The sequence below is a fragment of the Mesorhizobium sp. WSM4976 genome, assembly GCF_029625685.1.
GTDB lineage: Bacteria > Pseudomonadota > Alphaproteobacteria > Rhizobiales > Rhizobiaceae > Mesorhizobium.
In genome coordinates, this window is the sequence record NZ_JARTVT010000016.1 from 1 (window position 1) to 16,625 (window position 16,625).

Here is a 16,625-nt window from a genome sequence, read left to right on the forward strand (position 1 = left end):
ACTTCCTTCTTTGCATTCCCACTCTCCAGTTCCGTCAAACACCTTATCTCGGTGTCCACGAAACCGGCAGCAGGCCATTGAGTTGGACGCTACACGAGACGCACCGATAGCCGTCCCGCTGCAAAACCTGCTGCCGGATCATGGGCCAGCTGGGTGGCACGTTCACATCAAGCCTTCCCATTGTAACCCGCAGCTGCGGGGCGTTCCTCGAAGCATTCAAGGTCTGGTTGAATATGAGAAGCCCACGTTAAGACTGAGTGTAGGGCCGTTGACACCTTCGGCGGCCGGAGGCATCTCGTTGTCGATAAGGAATTTGGACAGTCCGATGAAACTGACTTTCGCGCTATTAGCTGCCATTCTGCTCAGTGTCTCACCGGCCTCGGCAGATCCAAAATTCAGCGACTATCCAACCAAAATGTACCTCAAAGGGAAGCCAGTCCTGCCAGAGTTCGCGGGCTCCGCTGCACAATTCAAGACGAGGATTCGGAACGGAATGAAGCCCGGTCCGAATTACGGCGGTCATTTCTCCGTGATCGAAATCGGCTGTGGCACGTCTTGCATCTTCGCGTTTCTCATCGATGGCCGAGATGGCAGGCTGGTCGATTTCCCGCTCGGCGGCGAGGACAACTACCAGCTTCAACTCCACTATGGCATCGACAGCACTCTCCTGCAGGCTGACTGGATGGACACGAGCAACGGCAAATACGACACGTGCGTCCGGCGCTTCTACGATGTGGGATCGGGGAATCTGACGAAGATCTCAGAGGCCACATATACGATTGAACCATCCTCGTTTTGCAGCCAGTGAGCGCGGGACGGTTGGTCAAATGGTCTGCTGCGTTGCGCGATAAAACCCAGACCTGCCCTTCGCCAATCTTGCTCGGGTTCAATAGGTCTCAACGCGGGCTGCCGCGGATAGCTCGTTTAACATCGTCCTGAGTTGCGTAACCGACAGCCAAGGTTTGCGACGCTGGACGTGGAACCGGCACCGCTTTAGCCTGATAAAGGATTCGAGAATTTCTTGTATTGGCGGGGCATTCTAACTTGACAGAAAAACAGAAGATAATCCGGGTCTTTATCGGCTCTCCCGGCGGCCTCCAAGATGAGCGTCAGACTGCCCACGACATAGTTGCCAGCGTAAACCGGAATCATTCCGATCATTGGGGACTGCAATTTAAGCTACTCGGCTGGGAAGACGTCGTGCCCGGCTACGTGCGCCCCCAAAGCAAAATCAATGATGATTTAGATAAGTGCGACTATTTTATCGGTGTTCTCTGGGACCGCTGGGGATCCAACCCTAACCCAGATGGCTCTGGCTATACGTCAGGGTTCGAGGAAGAATTTTATCGAGCGAGCCGGAGAGTCGAGCTCGGTCAAATGAAGGATATGGTCCTTTATTTTAAACAGGTACCAATACCGGCTGGTCTTGAGCCCGGAGAAGGTCTCAGGAGGGTGCTGGAGTTTCGCCAAAAGTGCATCGAAGAGAAGAGGATATTCTTCAAAGATTTCACGGATGCGAACGCCTTTGGCGCGGTTGTGCGGGACAAATTGGAGGAAATAGGTTGGCGAGAGACCGACATCCATATCGCCGAGGCAGAGGATGTCAATCAACCCAACCGCACACCGACGGGTGACGAGCAACCAAGCAGCAAAACGATCAACGAGGATGGGCTACTCGATGTGGACGCCCGAGAGTTCCTCGCCGATTTGATGAACAGACCACCCGATTGGGAAAAGACCCTACCGCATGAGGTAGCTAGGCTTCGTCTGATTGGAACCGCGGTCGCGCGGTCAGGGAATGACGAAGAGTATCTGGGTAACCATGATGCAAATCTCATCTTTCAAAAGTATAGAGATTCACCGCTGTCACGTCAGGAGGTTCGTGCCCTAATAGACTGCGGCATTGTCGGCTTTAGCCATCAGAACGTGCCTCTGTGGCACTGGTTGTCGAAGAATGACGATACTTGGGAACGCGTGAATTTCCTAGCAGCCATAGGAGGCGACGCCGAAAGGCCTCGTGCAATTGAACTGTTGAGCATTGGAGCTCGGCCAATTCCGTCTATCAACGATGTTCTCGACAAAAGATACATTCTCAAATTGTGGTTGGGCGACGAGGCATCCGGTTCAACTTTCGATGCCGCGGCATCATATATCGCGCTAAAGCCCGATGACGAAGACCTCGATCTGATAGAGGAAGTAGCCGCCGGGTGTTCGCCACATCGCAGTGAGAAAGTTGAGAGGGCAATCGTAAGCCTTCTATCGCGGACCGACGCCAACGGTGCGCTTTTAAAGATTGTCCAAAAAAATCTCAACGAGATCGATTCTGCGGTGGCAGATCAGCTCTTTCGCCACCCGCCATCGCTCTCGACTGAGCGACTGCTTCCTTGTCTAACAACCAAAGCGGATACGGTGCGACTTCGCGCAGCTAGGGTACTGTCAGAGCGCAATGAGATTACCCTGACGGTAGCCGAAACCTTACTTACAGACAGCAATCATGAGATTCGGTTGCTCGCAGCGGAAATCTTAAATAAAGTCGATAAGAATTTTTCCGATGAAGTTGCAAGAAAGGCATTGCGTATTGTTCGGCCGTCTAGCGGCATGTCAATATTCTCAAGAGCTGAGACGACGGACGACACATACTATAATATCTACAAACTCAATCGGCTAATGCATCTCGATTTTGACGAGCTTACAGACAGGTACGTGGCCGCTGGAATATTTTGTGAGCTAGAGCTTAAAGCCCGCTACACTAAGTACGCTAGGAAAGTATCCGCTGAGCTTCGCGATAATTTGAGGGATGGCTTTGCGCGTTTTTTTGAAGGACGGATGCAGAACGCCAAAATTTCCGGCCTTATGGATGCTGATAGCGAGCAAAAAATCAGGGGGCTTGAAACGTTTCTACGCAAGAAATGGTGCGACGCTGCAATCACTCCTTTATGTGCCTTGGCGAAGGAAGGCGACCTTGATCTTATACGAAAGGCGCTGAACGAAAATGAGCTCGAAGAATCTCCTGCCATCCTGTCTTATCTCGCCCGTTTCGGGAATTGGTCTGATATCGAGTTGATAGTGAAGCTTGGCGATATTCACAGATCTTCCCTTTCGCTGTTGATGATACCCAGATCGGATCTGGCCGATGAGAAGGCCTTGGCAATTCTTGCTCTAGGTAGTAACCGATCGGTAGATATGTTGGATTTGGCAATCGATAGTAACATTCGAATATCTCTCGCTAGACGCATACCGTCAAAGGCGATTGCTGAGTTAGATGATAGTATAATCCTTCGCGAGTTGGAACGCGATGTTGACCGATACAGAAGTGTATTCGCGCAGAGGTGCGTAATAGCCTTGCCCCGCTCCCGTGTGACTGCGCTAATGAACCGCTATGTGGGGAGTGGGGAGCATCGGTACTACAATAGTGTTCATTGGCTGGACCTCGGCGCTTCTTTACCTGCGAAGGTCGCCAGACAGGTAGCTCAGAGGGCCCTTCATTAATATTGGACCGTCCGCCCCGCGGGAACCGAGAACCAAACATAAGAGCTCCACGGCAGTTCCAAGGTTTGCGGGTGGTTCAATGTGGTTCGCTCGGATGCCACTTGAGACGCGCCGATGATTATCGAGGACCCATGTCGCGTAACGGGCGGACTATCCGGCGGCTCAGAACGGGTTCTTTCAATTAGATTTGCGACGTTTGTGGCGGGCCGAAGACTGATTTGCTAAATTGTGCGGATGGCTGCCGAGAATCAACATTACGTTCCGAAGTTCATTCTGCGACAGTTTCTTTCCAACAAAAAGCGTGAGCAGGTCTCAGTCTTCGACAAGCATACGGAGAAGACGTTCTCAACGTCCATCCGAAACATGATGGCGGAACGGCGGTTCAACGATTTCGCATTCGACGATGAATGGATCGCATCGTTTGAGCCGATCGCCTGCGCTGCTGAGGACCAAGTTCTGCCCAGCTACCGAAAGGTGCTGAATGATCGACGGCTCGACGATAGTCCCGAACAAAAAGCCGACTTGGCTATGATGCTGGCCTTTCAGCTTCTCAGAACCAAGGCCACTCGGGATCAATGGCAGGCGATTGAGGAGGCGCTTGTCAAGAAGGTCGAAGAAAGCGGCGGGAGAATGCAGGACGTTCGCGGGTGGGAGGACTGGCAACCTATGACCGAGGAAAGGCTCAAGCGAGAACATCTCTTGAGCATTCAGGGCAGCATCGGGGATTATGCCCAAATCATCGCCTTAAAGGATTTCGTGCTGGCCGAGCCCGCGCCGGGGCGCAGCTTCTATCTAGGTGACAATCCGGTGTGCCTAGCCAACGCCCTTGATTTTGGTCCGCGCGGCAATCTCGGCCTAGCGGTTCAAGGTATCGAAATCTACATGCCACTGGCATCGGACCTGATGCTTTGCGCATTTTGTCTGTCCATCATCGAAGGGCTCAGGGAAACCCATCAGCGAGCCAAGCAAGAGAGGGAGTCCAAGGCAGTTTCGCGTGTGATGAAGGGGGAACTCTCGGCGGCTGAGATGAGGCACATGCTGGACAGGGCCAAAATCACGGAGGGGCCAGTAGAGGAATTGCTTTCAGCTTCCACTGAAGGACGCCCCCTCTCGTCGAACGATGCCAACATGGACTACTACAACTCCCTGCAGACGTCTTATGCCTACCGCTATGTCGTGTGTCAGCACGCGGACTTCGCGTTGGCGAGAAGTTTCAACAGTGAGAACCCTGCGCTCCAGCGCGGTCGTAGGGTCCAAGTTGGATAGCCATAGCGCTGGTGCGATAAGGAATGTAGTAGCGACCCTGCCTAGCGAGCGAAGATTCTAACTCAAATCGGGGCTTGGGCCATGGTAAGAGGAAACTCTGCGATCTTCGTTTTCGCGGCAGTGTTTGTCGGGATGACATGTCTGCTGCTGGCATGGAACGGGTTATTTGTGCCCGCTGATCCAACAGCGATCTGCACAAACAACATGTGCCGAGCTTACAGGGTTTTTGGCGAATTTCAGACGCTGATAGCCGCCGGGATTGCGATACTCGCGGCGTGGCTCGCGGCTCAGCCGGTGTGGAAACAGCTGACCACAATGAACATTCAGCAAGATATCATGGCTAGTGAGGTTATCAAACGACGGCTGAAGTCCATTGAGGAAAACGACTGCTACCTCGATACGAAGGTAACCGCATATCTTCAAGATGTTTGGCGATACATCTACGATTGGAACTATGAACAGCCGGAATATGATCCGCAGAAGATTGACCCCCAATGGGCGCATAATATGGAGCACTTGGCGATCGAAATTCTCTCCGAATTGGGAAGGCAGCAAATCTCAAGAGCTGACACCATCAAGATCGAGGTTGCCCGAGCGCAAGTCATTGCAAGGCTGTCGGACCTGTCGGAGTGTCTAAATTCCATAAGTGCCCCTGCGCGATTGGCAGGCGATCCAGAAATATCGGCCCAACAGGAAGAACAACTGCAAGCCGCAGAAACGGCCGCTCGCCTCGCATTCGAAGATGTCGCAAATTCCGTTGATGACTCCCGCAAAGCGTTTGCTCAAGTAACCCATGCTGAGATTGATTTCATCCGCCGTCGTATCCGTGACCTCGACCAGCAGCTTATCGATGGTCGCGATGCCTGACGTATTGGGCAGCCTCAAGCGGATGGCAAGCTTGCGTGGTCGGTCGCTCAGGCCAGAGGCATTAGCGAGGCTGTGTTTTATGCCCGCTTGAAGAAGGGCATGACCCCGGATGAGGTGGTCAATACGTCCGTGATGCCCCGAGGTTGGCCCGTCCGCCGTCGCTAAGTCCGCCTGCGGCTATCCTTTGGAGTTAGCAGACTCCATGCGACGGTTGAAATGCCGTCGATAGACTGACTTTCGTGAAAACGGTGAAAGCGTCAAGGACGCTTCATGCTCAATCGTTCTCGAGACCATATTCGACAAGAATTTGCCCATACTCGTTCAGGTGGTAGGTGGTGCCACTTCTCGCTGTCGAGTCACCTTCAAAAAAGGCAAGGCCGTCTCCCGTAAGCAGACCGACCGAAAACAAGGCGTCAGCTAAGCCGGTTGGTCGGGGAACCGGCCTGAAATTGCGGCAAAGTCTTGAGGTCTTCCACGAAAGCCCGATCAACGATCTTCGAGACACGGAGCGCCTTGTTGAGGGGTAGTTTGCCTGTGGCGGCCGCAGAGATCAAACGAGCAACGATGACGGGCTTCTCTATGTCCTCCATGCGATCAATAAGAAGGAGAATTTGATCGCCAAACTCGGCCTTCTTCCCCTTCTTGTCCAACTCGTCGATGAAGGTTTTGCGATCCGCTAGAGGTGTTTTGTCGAAGGCCTCAAGGAAAGCGGCCACCTTCTTGAGGAATAGGTAATCACGGACCGCGATTCCGGCGCGAACGATCCCGGTGAACGCCCCAAAGAAAGGAACGCCGTCTAGCGCACCGGATTTGACCGCTGCGTCCAAGCCGATGTCTGCGGTCGTGACGGCTACATCAACTAACCTTTCGCTGGCGACAGAGTTGGAAAACGCAACGGGCAGGCTGTTGTGATCATTTTTCATTGTTACATCCAGATCAGCTCTCACAGCGTGATGCAGTAGACCCGTTGGCCCTCCAACGGAACGAAGCTCGGGGCTTTGATGGAAAGCTTCGGCGTTTTTCCCCCTTCAAATTTCAACCGATTGGCCGCCCTCAATTGCCTCAGGACCGGCTTGCAGTCTCGACCCAGTTCGGCCTGAAGAGCCGCGGTCGGCACATAGTAAGTGTGCGCGTCGCCGATTCTTTTCAGATACGCAAAAGGCGGAAGCCAGACGAGGCGCACGGGCGCGCCCTCGCTAAGGTCGCTCACACCGGATGAATGTTTGGCTAGAATAGCCCTGACGCGAGCAATCGCTCGTTCGCCTCCGCTGTTGTCCGAGCCGGACAATTCACCCCGTGACGGATTGGCAAGCTCGAAGATGTTTTGAACGGCTTCCCCCACCGTCTGATCAAAGTCAGGCAGCACGGCCCATTCCCGAGCCAGCTGACCGGCGGCGTACACCAGCGCAAACGTATTGAGGACTCGAGCCGATCCTTCCTTGCTCCTATTCCGGGCACGGAAGTCGTCCATCAGCGACTCGATAGTCGCGCGAACAGCCTTTGCCCCTTCACCCTTCGCATGTCTCGCCAAGGCTCGAACGAACTTGTGCCCTGCCATGCCGTATTGTTGATTGCAGAGCTTTCTTAGGTCGTGCATGGCTTCAGATGGCTCGGAGAACCCCTTGGGGCATACCGTCATGATCGGCCCTTTGAACGCGATGGTACAGGTACGGCTTCCTGCGGCAGCAACAACGTCGGCTGCACCTCGCATCGCGTCCTTCGATGCCTCGTTGGCTGTGGATAATAGGGCGACCTTCACGCCCTTGTCCGGTTTGTGACTCAGCCTTCTGCGGCCCGCGGACGAGGACTGTTTGAACGCCATTTTGCCCGACGACTTCAAGGAGGCGTCCATTTCATTCTGCTCATCAAGGAATAGCATCGAGTCGCGGAAAAGAGCCCGCAGCTCATCAAAGGACATCTCCGTGAAGTTCCATGTGTCGCCACCTCCGACATGGCTGTTCGGATCTCCCGCGAAGACGCTCGCCGAGAGGACGGCGAATGTGGTTTTTCCGCACTCCGGCGGCCCTACAAGTTCGACAAACGGATTGGGCACATAAGATGGAGCAAAGTGCAAAAGCGGGCCGACAAAGGCGTAGCACAGCAGGAACGCCGCCAGCGGCTCGCCTGCCACAATGCTTTCGATCCCGGCCTTCCATGCTTTGATTTTCCCGACCGGCGCAAACCGGGTGTCGGGTTTAAAGGTAACGAGGATTTCGGATTCCAGTCCGTCCTCTCGGACGAGCGTACCGTCGCCGAAAATATAAATTTCGTCTGTGAGCCACCCCGGTCTGCTTGCAACGAGCGCATCGCGAGTCCTCGGATGTTGGTCCAATTGTGCGATGAAGGCTGTACGCGCACTACGCGATAGGACGGCAAACCCTAAATTCGCTAGATCTGCGAAGACGACCTTTTCGTCCTTGATGAGATCGGCGGCAGAAAACCACATCGCCGCGTTGTCGGTTCCGTATTTAAAATAGACGCGGCCCTCTTGGTCACGCACCTTGTCGAGAACGCGTGGACCGTTCGCCGATTGCTCAGTTCCGGCTTTTTCATTGTCTGCTGGCATCTCTTTTTCCGGATTTCCCACCTTCCCACCTTCCCACCTATTTTGTGCGCCTCGCCGAAAATTGGCGCTCGGCATCACGGGTCCACCAGTTGCAGTTATCAGGACCGTCGGTCCAACATGCCCCCCGAAGCCATCAACCACGCCCCCGATGCCGTATTCCGAGGAATTGGCGAACCAACTCGCGCAAATCGGCATTGATGAACTGGTGCATCAAACCCGGCTGAAAGCCTGTTAGGATCAAGAGTTCCGCCATGCCGTGCTGCGCGAACCATGCAAGCCACTCAGCGCGCTCAGATGCCTGCATCTTGTTGCGCTGCCGACCTTGGTTACCGCGCTTATCCTCGTAGCCGGAGCGCGTTTCAGGCTGGAACTTGGTGAAGTACAGGCCGGAACCCCCGCTGTGGTAGACAGGGTCAATGCGGGAGTTGTAACGAGGACGACGGGGGACTACCGCCGATAGCTCTTCGTAGGTCGGACCCTTGATGATCATGTGGACGTGAGGCTCGAAGAGCTGCTTGCCGTCCACTTCGATCAACGACACTTCCACAACGCCGAAGAGCTTCGAAGCGATCCCGGCTTTGCGCAGCCGTCGATGGATCGTGCTGACCATCCTCAACGCGGCCGTCGGCCGAAATTGGTGAAGCGATCCTACCCGCTGCCGGTGGCGTATCTTCGCGAGTGCGACGGTGTGCACATTCTCGCCGTCGGCGAACAGTGGTGCGATCTTCGTCAGCACCGTCAATCGCGCGCGAAAGCGCTCGTAGACACAGGCGGCACTTTTCGCCGGTCCGCCGTTAAGGCCGTCAAAACCGTCATGGATGGCAGACTTGTAGGCGCGAACGTCGAGACCCGCGGCCTTGACGTCCTGGACGGCGTTGGCCTGCTTTCTCGCCAGCCCATTAATGGAAAACCTGACGGATGACGGATTGCCCTTGTGGCGGCGACCGGCCTCTTCCGCCGCAACGGCGGCTTCTGCCCCGATGGCCTTCAGCCGATCTCGAATGTCGAGTTCGTGAACGTAGATGAACTTGGAGAGCTTCATTTCGCATTCCGGGATGGGGAGAGGTGCTTCGCGACCCTGCGGGTCAACAAAAAAGGACCGGCGACCTAGGACGATCGCCGGTTATGGTCGTAACAGCTAAGCGGCCTCCGGGATTCTGACGCGAATGCCTTTATGGTACTGGCGCTCAAACTCGGCCAATCCGGTTAAGACCCAGCCATCCTGCTCTTGCTCGATAGTCAGAAGGTGGCTCACATCGGCCACTTCGATGAACAGTCGGAGGAATTCCAACAACGACATGCTATCTTGACCCGTTACAACCGCGGTGGACACCGCTTTGAAGAAAGTGTTTGCGAGGTGCTTAGGGTAGGAGACGAAGCCAATGATCTCGTGCTCCGGGTTCTCGGGATAGATTAGGTCTGACAGAAGTTGAGTTACGCTGGGGAGGGTGCAAAGGTATTCTTCGCACAGGTTGACCTCCATTAGAAGAAATTTTTCCCTTGCAGCAGCGGTGATATAAACGCGTTCCATTATATTGTGGTCGAATTGCATGAACAAGAAGTCGAGACCCGTTTCGATATCAGTCATTACTTTCATCGAATTCTCCAATTTTCGATATGGCTACGCCTCACCCAACCTTTACAAGGCGAGGCTTTTTGCCGGTGCAGTTCTGTGGGTAAGAAACAGCCGGATAACCCGGCCGAAGCGCTGTTTAGTGACTCTGTGCCATCTGGACCCCCGTTGATCGAGGTAGCTCAGATGGCACAGATGGCGGCTAGGGTGTTGGCCGTCGGCAGGTACTTACTTTCGTTTTTTCAGCCGCCGCATGGCCTTCTCGTCGTACCGCTTTTTGATTTCCTGCAGCTTGCCGTCCAGATCTTTGCGCGAGACGAAACGTTGCCACGCTGCATTGAGCTTGTTCGGGACGCTTTTTTCCGCGAGGGACAAACCGTTCGCTTTGGCGTCGTCGAAGATCGCTTGGAAAACTTGTGCTTGGTCGTCGGCACTGGGATCATACCCGTACTTCTCTGCTGCCATAACGAGTATCAGTGTTTCGAGGACGCGCTTGGTGCTCTCGCGCATCCGTTCGTCCGCAATGTCATCCTCAACGGTTGCAAGTCGATGGATGACAAAGCCTGCAGGGATGTCGATGCCCATTCGAGTGAACAACAATCTCAAGTCGCTCCTCGATATGCCTTTTCCGAGTTCGCCGAGCTCGATGGCTCTGTTCGCCTCAGCGAGACGCCTCCGATACTCGATCGCGAAAGGCGATTTCTTGAACTGCCTCAAGCTGCGGTCGTTGACACGTTGGGGTTCTCTGTCGAGGGACAGCGCCACGGTTTCGTCGGCCGACCACACCTTCCGACCGCGCCAGTACGCATAATCGGGCCGGGCAGATTCTTTTGAGAAGAACCTGCCTTGGTCGAGGAGGTGCTCGTAGAGGTTATCCAGTTTGGAGGAAGTAAGGGATTCGAGCCGCTTTTCCTCCTTCAGGAGCGGTTCGAGCATGTGCTTGAGTCGCCCACCGTCGGCTTGAGAGAGCTTTGTTTCGCCGTTCGGCCCCTCGCTGACATCTGACGGGATCCAGACCCCTTCAAGGCTGATGGGCTCGGCGGCCGTGTTCAGCCAATGCTCCGTAAATCGAGCGTCCGAGCCGTGCTGCTCGTCTGCGCCAGCTACGGCCCACAAAATGGCTTCGTGGTCTGGAAACTGCCTTTCGAGCAGAGCGGCTACCTTTTCATTGCGATTAGGAGGGACTGTCTCCCAACGGCCGCCGTGCCTCACACGAGTTCTATACTCGAGGATTCTCATTGTGCACCTCCAAGATCGGAGGTGCTCGAACGCAGACCGACTTCGATAAAGGCTCGCAGATCGGAGACACGGTACGCAACGGTGCCGCCGATGCGAATGAAGCAAGGGCCGCCGTCGCGCGTACGCCAATTCTGCAACGTCTTGGGCTTGACGCTCAAGAACATCGCAGCGAAGCGGGTGTTCAGCAGATCGGTGTCGTGAAACGAAGAGCGGTCCAGCTGTTCGCCGGGCTTAGTCGGTGAGAGAGCAGTCAGCAGATCAAAGCCGGGTGAGAAGAATCTCGGCACCGATAGAAGGCCACTGTAAAGATCGAGAAAAAGCTTGTCGCCGTAAGCGCGCATGTCGTCCATCCTGTTTGGGGGATGAACAGCGCGATCATTACGCGATCACACTGCCCATCCACACCGGGTTGACTTCGGTTTGGTTGAGACAGGTGAACCGCGTATGCGGTGGGGGCAGTTCCCCGTGGCCGTCGGCTAAGAGCCGGGTTCGTTACCTGCAGGGAAGCGGTTGGTTCCACTTTCGTTGAGGCTGCCGACAGCAAATGTGTACGGCTAGTACGTCCTGCAAGGGAGGCCCCGAAAAATCTTTGCAGTTCCCGGATTATCCCGATTCTCGCTGCGCAGCTGATTGCTATGCGATTGCTGGGTGACTGCGCTCGGCTGAGCGCACCACATTCAATGCGATGAAAAATTATATGTTTTCAAGGGGTTCGAATGGTGGGCGTGACAAGGATTGAACTTGTGACCCCTGCAATGTCAATGCAGTGCTCTCCCGCTGAGCTACACGCCCATCCGACGCCGCGCATACACCACTTTTGATCCGGCGCGTCAATAGCTGGAATGTGGAAAGACGGCTTCCGTTTGTCGCATCGGCGAAGTGCCTGCCGACGCAAGGCCCGATACGGGCCGGAGGCGGCTCACGCCGCCTGCAGCATCTTCTCGACCTCATTGACGAGATCGCGCAGGTGGAAGGGCTTCGACAGCACCTTGGCGTCCTTGGGCGCCTTGGAATCGGGATTGAGCGCGACCGCGGCAAAGCCGGTGATGAACATCACCTTGAGGTCGGGATCGATCTCGGTGGCGCGGCGGGCGAGCTCGATGCCGTCCATCTCCGGCATGACGATGTCGGTCAGGAGCAGGGAGAAGGGCTCCTCGCGCAGCCGCTCATAGGCGCTGGCGCCATTGTCGAAATCGCTTACCTGGTAGCCGGCGCGTTCCAGCGCCTTGACGAGGAAGCGGCGCATATCGTCATCGTCTTCCGCCAGCAGAATGCGTGCCATCATGTCCCGTCCGAATCACCCGCCCCAAGCCTGCCGCCGGGCAAGGCCGTTAACCATCCTGTATATGAGGATGCGTCGGTAAACATCAAGTGAATGAAGGGCATCCCGCATGCGGTTCGAGGCGGGGTTTAACACCTGAAATGCTGGACATGCCGAACGCAAGGTGGCAAGTTTTGCGTCATGATGCAGTGCTTCATCCTGGTTCGTACAAATTGAAGACGGCAGCCGAGGATTTTTCGGTCGTTCCACCCTTCGAAATCCGATCGGGCGCTGAGCAGCGCGTCCCTTTCCTGTTCAACTCACCGCATAGCGGCCGCCATTATCCGGAGCGGTTCCTGGCCATGGCGCGGCTCGACCGCAACGCCATCCGCCGGTCGGAGGACTGCTATGTCGAGGAGCTGTTCGGAGGCGCCGTGCCGCTCGGCGCGCCGCTGCTGGCGGCCAATTTTCCGCGCGCCTATCTCGACGTCAACCGCGAGCCCTGGGAGCTCGATCCGCGCATGTTCGCGGAGCCGGTGCCGTCCTTCTGCAACATCCGCTCCGCGCGTGTCGCCGGTGGGCTGGGCACCGTGCCGAAACTGGTCGGCGAGGGGCTCGACATCTATTCCGGTCGGCTGCCTCTGGCCGAGGCCGTCGCGCGCATCGAAGCGGTGTACAAGCCTTATCACGAGACGCTGAAGCGGCTCCTGACCAGGACGCATGCCAGGTTCGGCTATGCCGTGCTGATCGACTGCCATTCGATGCCGACCTCGATCCGCGTCGGCGACAATGGCGTTCGGCCCGATTTCATCATCGGCGACCGGTTCGGCATCTCGGCCTCGCCCGCGCTCACCGAGATGGCGATCAGTCTGCTCGTGGGCATGGGCTACACGGTCGCGCACAACAAGCCCTATGCCGGCGGGTTCATCACTGAGCATTACGGCAGGCCGGCGCGGCATCTGCATGCGCTGCAAATCGAGGTCAATCGCGGGCTTTACATGGACGAGCGGACGTTCCAGAAATCGGCCGGCTTCGACGCCTTGGCTTCCGACCTGACCCGTTTCTCGGCCGATCTGATGTCGATGCCCGACCATCATTTCGTCGATTTGCCGCTCGCGGCGGAATGACGGCGCGCCCGAGTTCTTTATAAAGGCAATTCTGGACCGAAAAACCGTTTCGCGCTTTCCTGGAATTGCTCGAAAAAAAGACCGCATCGTTTTCACGACACGGTCGAAGTCTAGGGAGGAAACGCCCAAGGAGGGCATGGACAGGAAAACCTGTCCGATAACAAAACTATTGTGCGGCGCACAAATGTCAATCGACAGCAGGTTTTTTTAATTCAATATGATGTGGAAATTCCGCTTCGGCGGTTCGTTGTGGCATTAGGGCAACAGAAAGCAGGCGGCTGACCGGTCTTCAGCGTGCCCGTCCTGCGAGAAAGAGCGGCTGGCAAGAGCCGCGATGGGGAGAGCGACTTGGATATCAGCACCGATTTCATGCGGCGCATAGCGCATGCCGCCGCTGCGGAAACCTTGCCGCGCTTCCGCAGCCAGGGGGCGGTCGCCAACAAGGAGGCAGGAAGCTTCGACCCGGTGACGGAGGCCGATCGCGAAGCCGAGCGCGCGATCCGCGCGCTGATCTCCGCCGAATACCCCGAGCACGGCATTCTCGGGGAAGAGCATGGCAGCCAGAACATCACCAACCGGCATGTCTGGGTGATCGACCCGATCGACGGGACACGCGCCTTCATTTCCGGCCTTCCGGTCTGGGGAACGCTGGTCGGGCTGACCGCCGACGGCGATGCGGTTGCCGGCATGATGTCGCAACCCTTCACCGGCGAGCTGTTCTATGCCAACGCGTCCGGCTCGCACTATGAAGGACCGGGCGGACCACGCAGGCTTTCGACCCGCAAGACGACCGACCTCGCGCAGGCGACGCTTTTCACGACCACGCCCGCCCTTTTCAAAGGCGAAGCGCGCAAGCGCTATGACCAGTTCGAGACGAAGGTCCAACTCGCCCGCTACGGAACCGACTGCTACGCCTTCGCCATGGTGGCCGCGGGCTGTGTCGACATCGTCGCCGATCCGGGCTTGAAGCCCTACGACATCGTTGCGCTGATTCCGATCATCGAGAAGGCCGGCGGCGTCGTCACCACTTTCGAAGGCGGCCCGGCGGAGAAGGGCGGCGATATACTGGCGACGGCGACGCCGGAGCTGCACGCCGCGGCGATGGCGGCGCTGCGCGGCTGACCCGTCCCAGCCGCGGCTTGGTTTCAATCGCGATCAGGGAGCGTCGCCGGTGCCGGGAATGAAGGCATCGAAGGCGGCGAGCAGCTGCTCGCGGTAGATGTCCTTCTCCTGCAGGATCTCATGCTCGGCGCCGTCGATCATCAACAGCGAGCCGACGCGCAGTTTCCTGGCATAGGCCTCCACGGCCTTGGTCGAGACCACCCGGTCGGCGCCGGCGGCCACGATCAGCATCGGCACCCGGACCCCTGCCATGAAATCCGGATCGCTGACGGCTTGCGCGGCCGCGGCCGCGGCTTTCAGCCAGCGGATGGTCGGTCCGCCCAGCGCGAGCTGCGGCCAGGCCTCGTAGATCCCAACATTGCGCCGGTAGCGCGCCGGGTCCGAGGTCACCTTGTTCACCTCGAAAGGCGGCGGCACTTTCGGCCGCGGACCGATCGCCGCGTAGAGCCGGCCGAGGCCGAGCGCGCAGAAGATCGCGCACACGCGCCGCACCGTGGCCATCGAGACCGGAAGGTCCGGCACCTCCAGAAAGGGCGCGAGCAGCACCATGCGCCGCACACGGTTGACCATTGACGGCGAAGCCAGCAGCGCAATCACGGCCCCCGTCGAGTGGGCGAGGATATAGTAGGGGCCGCGGCAGTCCGGGAGCACGATCTCCTCGAAGAATTGCTCGAGGTCGCGCGCATAGTCGCGGAAGTTGCGGACATAACCACGCTGGCGGTCGCGCAGCAGGCGGCTGGAATCGCCCTGGCCGCGCCAGTCGAGGATCGCGACGCCGAAGCCGCGATCCGCGAGGTCGCGGATGGTCTCGAAATATTTCTCGATGCATTCGTTGCGCCCGGTCAGCAGAACCACAGTGCCCAGCAGCGGGCGGGCGACGGCGGCAAAGACGCCGTAGCGGATCTTCTTGCCGTCGGGCGTGGTGAAGAAACCGCCCGCGGCGTTCCGCGGCGCGGGATTGTCCTCGGTCAGATGGAAAAATTCCGTCATTCGGCAAGTCGCTGGTTGTTCTTCGCCCGAGCGGGCAAGGCGTCGGCATGGTGATAGACGGCCAGGCGGCAAAAGCAAAGGCGCCGTGAGGATTGACGCAACCGCCTTGAAATGGGAAGGCCGGAAGTGCCTGCGGCGCACTTCCGGCCTCTGTCGATCCGGGAGGAAGGGACGTTGCACCCGGTTCGGCCTCGTCGCGGCACGGGGATGGAGGCGCCGCTTGTCTCTTTGTCTTGCCGCAATTCCGGCCGGAAGCGCTTGGCGCTTTTCCCGAATTGCCTGACTTGAACGAAGCCTAGCAAAGCCTGGCTGAACGGATGCCGAAGCCTGAGTTCATCCGCCGTTCATCAACATGGCGGTTTTGCGCCGATCAAAAAGCCTTGAAATGGCTTTCTCCGCTTCCCAAATGACGTTTGCGGCCGCCGTTTGTCGGGGTCGCTGGCCTATCCGGAACGCCTTTCGAGGGTTTCGTAAGGGGTCACACGCAAACCATGTTGCTCAACAGGAGAACACCTCATGCGTCACGTTGATTTTTCCCCGCTTTATCGTTCCACCGTCGGCTTCGACCGGCTGTTCACCATGCTCGACTCGCTCGGCCAGCCCGAGACCGCGCAGACCTATCCGCCCTATAATATCGAGCGCACCGGCGAGAACGCCTATCGCATCTCGATGGCTGTTGCGGGCTTCTCGGAAGACGAGATTTCGATCGAGGCCCACCGCAATGTGCTGACCGTTAAGGGCGAGCGCAAGGAAGAGGGCAATGGCGAGGGTTCGGAACTGCTCTATCGCGGGATTGCCTCGCGCGCTTTCGAGCGGCGCTTCCAGCTTGCCGATCATGTCGAGATCGAGGGCGCCACGCTGAAGAACGGCCTGCTCTTCATCGACCTCAAGCGCAACATTCCCGAGGAGCTGAAGCCGCGCAAGATCTCGATTACCCAGTCCTCGGACAAGGCCAAGCAGATCGAGGCGAAAGCGGCCGCGTAATCCGCGGTCTCCATCGCAGACACAGACAACGTCTCCCTCCCGAGACGGAAGCGGGGCCGCGCGGCGCCGCGGGTTTTTTTTGGAAAGGGCACCGGGCGGTACCCCGTTGGGGCCGGTTAAGGGGCGTTTGCGCGCCCACCG

Annotated in this window: 15 protein-coding genes and 1 tRNA gene; 7 read left to right on the top strand and 9 right to left on the bottom strand. The window is 57.3% G+C overall.

Features of this window, described 5'->3' with window-relative positions; genetic code table 11:
- Positions 1-325 precede the first annotated feature (325 nt).
- The 4 genes from P9272_RS19770 to P9272_RS19785 all read left to right on the top strand — a co-directional run bounded on the left by P9272_RS19770 (position 326) and on the right by P9272_RS19785 (position 5,622).
- Entirely contained in the window at positions 326-808 is a 483-nt protein-coding gene (locus P9272_RS19770) for a hypothetical protein (protein WP_278161842.1), read from the top strand.
- 236 nt (positions 809-1,044) lie between these two features.
- On the top strand, positions 1,045-3,489 hold the full coding sequence (locus P9272_RS19775) for a DUF4062 domain-containing protein (RefSeq protein WP_278161843.1): 2,445 nt from the start codon (positions 1,045-1,047) through the stop codon (positions 3,487-3,489).
- A 234-nt stretch (positions 3,490-3,723) separates the two neighbouring features.
- Complete coding sequence (locus tag P9272_RS19780) at positions 3,724-4,755, top strand: DUF4238 domain-containing protein (protein WP_278161844.1); 1,032 nt, start codon at positions 3,724-3,726, stop codon at positions 4,753-4,755.
- An 81-nt stretch (positions 4,756-4,836) separates the two neighbouring features.
- Entirely contained in the window at positions 4,837-5,622 is a 786-nt protein-coding gene (locus P9272_RS19785) for a hypothetical protein (protein ID WP_278161845.1), read from the top strand.
- A gap of 413 nt (positions 5,623-6,035) precedes the next feature.
- Here the strand turns inward: P9272_RS19785 and P9272_RS19790 are convergent, their stop codons facing one another.
- From P9272_RS19790 to P9272_RS19825, 8 genes are all read right to left on the bottom strand, one after another.
- Positions 6,036-6,545, bottom strand: coding sequence for a hypothetical protein (locus P9272_RS19790; RefSeq protein WP_278161846.1), 510 nt, complete (start codon positions 6,543-6,545; stop codon positions 6,036-6,038).
- A gap of 20 nt (positions 6,546-6,565) precedes the next feature.
- A complete protein-coding gene (locus P9272_RS19795; RefSeq protein ID WP_278161847.1) occupies positions 6,566-8,209 on the bottom strand; it encodes a DUF927 domain-containing protein in 1,644 nt (547 codons plus the stop codon).
- A 112-nt stretch (positions 8,210-8,321) separates the two neighbouring features.
- Positions 8,322-9,230 carry a hypothetical protein gene (locus P9272_RS19800; RefSeq protein ID WP_278161848.1) on the bottom strand — a complete coding sequence of 303 codons (909 nt, stop codon included), beginning with the start codon at positions 9,228-9,230 and terminating at the stop codon, positions 8,322-8,324.
- Positions 9,231-9,326: 96 nt separating this feature from the next.
- The gene (locus P9272_RS19805) at positions 9,327-9,785 is read right to left on the bottom strand and encodes a hypothetical protein (protein ID WP_278161849.1); all 459 of its coding nucleotides are present in this window, start codon (positions 9,783-9,785) and stop codon (positions 9,327-9,329) included.
- Positions 9,786-9,989: 204 nt separating this feature from the next.
- Complete coding sequence (locus P9272_RS19810) at positions 9,990-11,000, bottom strand: hypothetical protein (RefSeq protein ID WP_278161850.1); 1,011 nt, start codon at positions 10,998-11,000, stop codon at positions 9,990-9,992.
- Positions 10,997-11,341 (bottom strand): helix-turn-helix domain-containing protein, encoded by a 345-nt coding sequence (locus P9272_RS19815; RefSeq protein ID WP_278161851.1) that lies wholly within the window; start codon positions 11,339-11,341, stop codon positions 10,997-10,999. Before P9272_RS19815 ends, P9272_RS19810 begins: the two co-directional genes overlap by 4 nt.
- 376 nt (positions 11,342-11,717) lie before the next feature.
- Positions 11,718-11,792, bottom strand: a tRNA-Val gene (locus P9272_RS19820).
- A 127-nt stretch (positions 11,793-11,919) separates the two neighbouring features.
- On the bottom strand, positions 11,920-12,282 hold the full coding sequence (locus P9272_RS19825) for a response regulator (protein WP_006199474.1): 363 nt from the start codon (positions 12,280-12,282) through the stop codon (positions 11,920-11,922).
- Between the two features lie 149 nt (positions 12,283-12,431).
- Between P9272_RS19825 and P9272_RS19830 the strand changes: the two genes are divergently transcribed.
- Positions 12,432-13,388, top strand: a complete 957-nt coding sequence (locus tag P9272_RS19830; RefSeq protein ID WP_278161853.1) for an N-formylglutamate amidohydrolase — start codon at positions 12,432-12,434, stop codon at positions 13,386-13,388.
- A gap of 348 nt (positions 13,389-13,736) precedes the next feature.
- Positions 13,737-14,510 (top strand): histidinol-phosphatase, encoded by a 774-nt coding sequence (gene hisN, locus P9272_RS19835; RefSeq protein ID WP_128256085.1) that lies wholly within the window; start codon positions 13,737-13,739, stop codon positions 14,508-14,510.
- 33 nt (positions 14,511-14,543) lie between these two features.
- Here hisN and P9272_RS19840 read toward each other — a convergent pair whose 3' ends face one another.
- On the bottom strand, positions 14,544-15,500 hold the full coding sequence (locus P9272_RS19840; protein WP_278161854.1) for an alpha/beta hydrolase: 957 nt from the start codon (positions 15,498-15,500) through the stop codon (positions 14,544-14,546).
- Positions 15,501-16,016: 516 nt separating this feature from the next.
- Here P9272_RS19840 and P9272_RS19845 point away from each other — a divergent pair.
- Positions 16,017-16,484: an Hsp20 family protein gene (locus P9272_RS19845; protein ID WP_128256083.1), complete on the top strand. Its 468-nt coding sequence runs from the start codon at positions 16,017-16,019 to the stop codon at positions 16,482-16,484.
- Positions 16,485-16,625 lie beyond the last annotated feature (141 nt).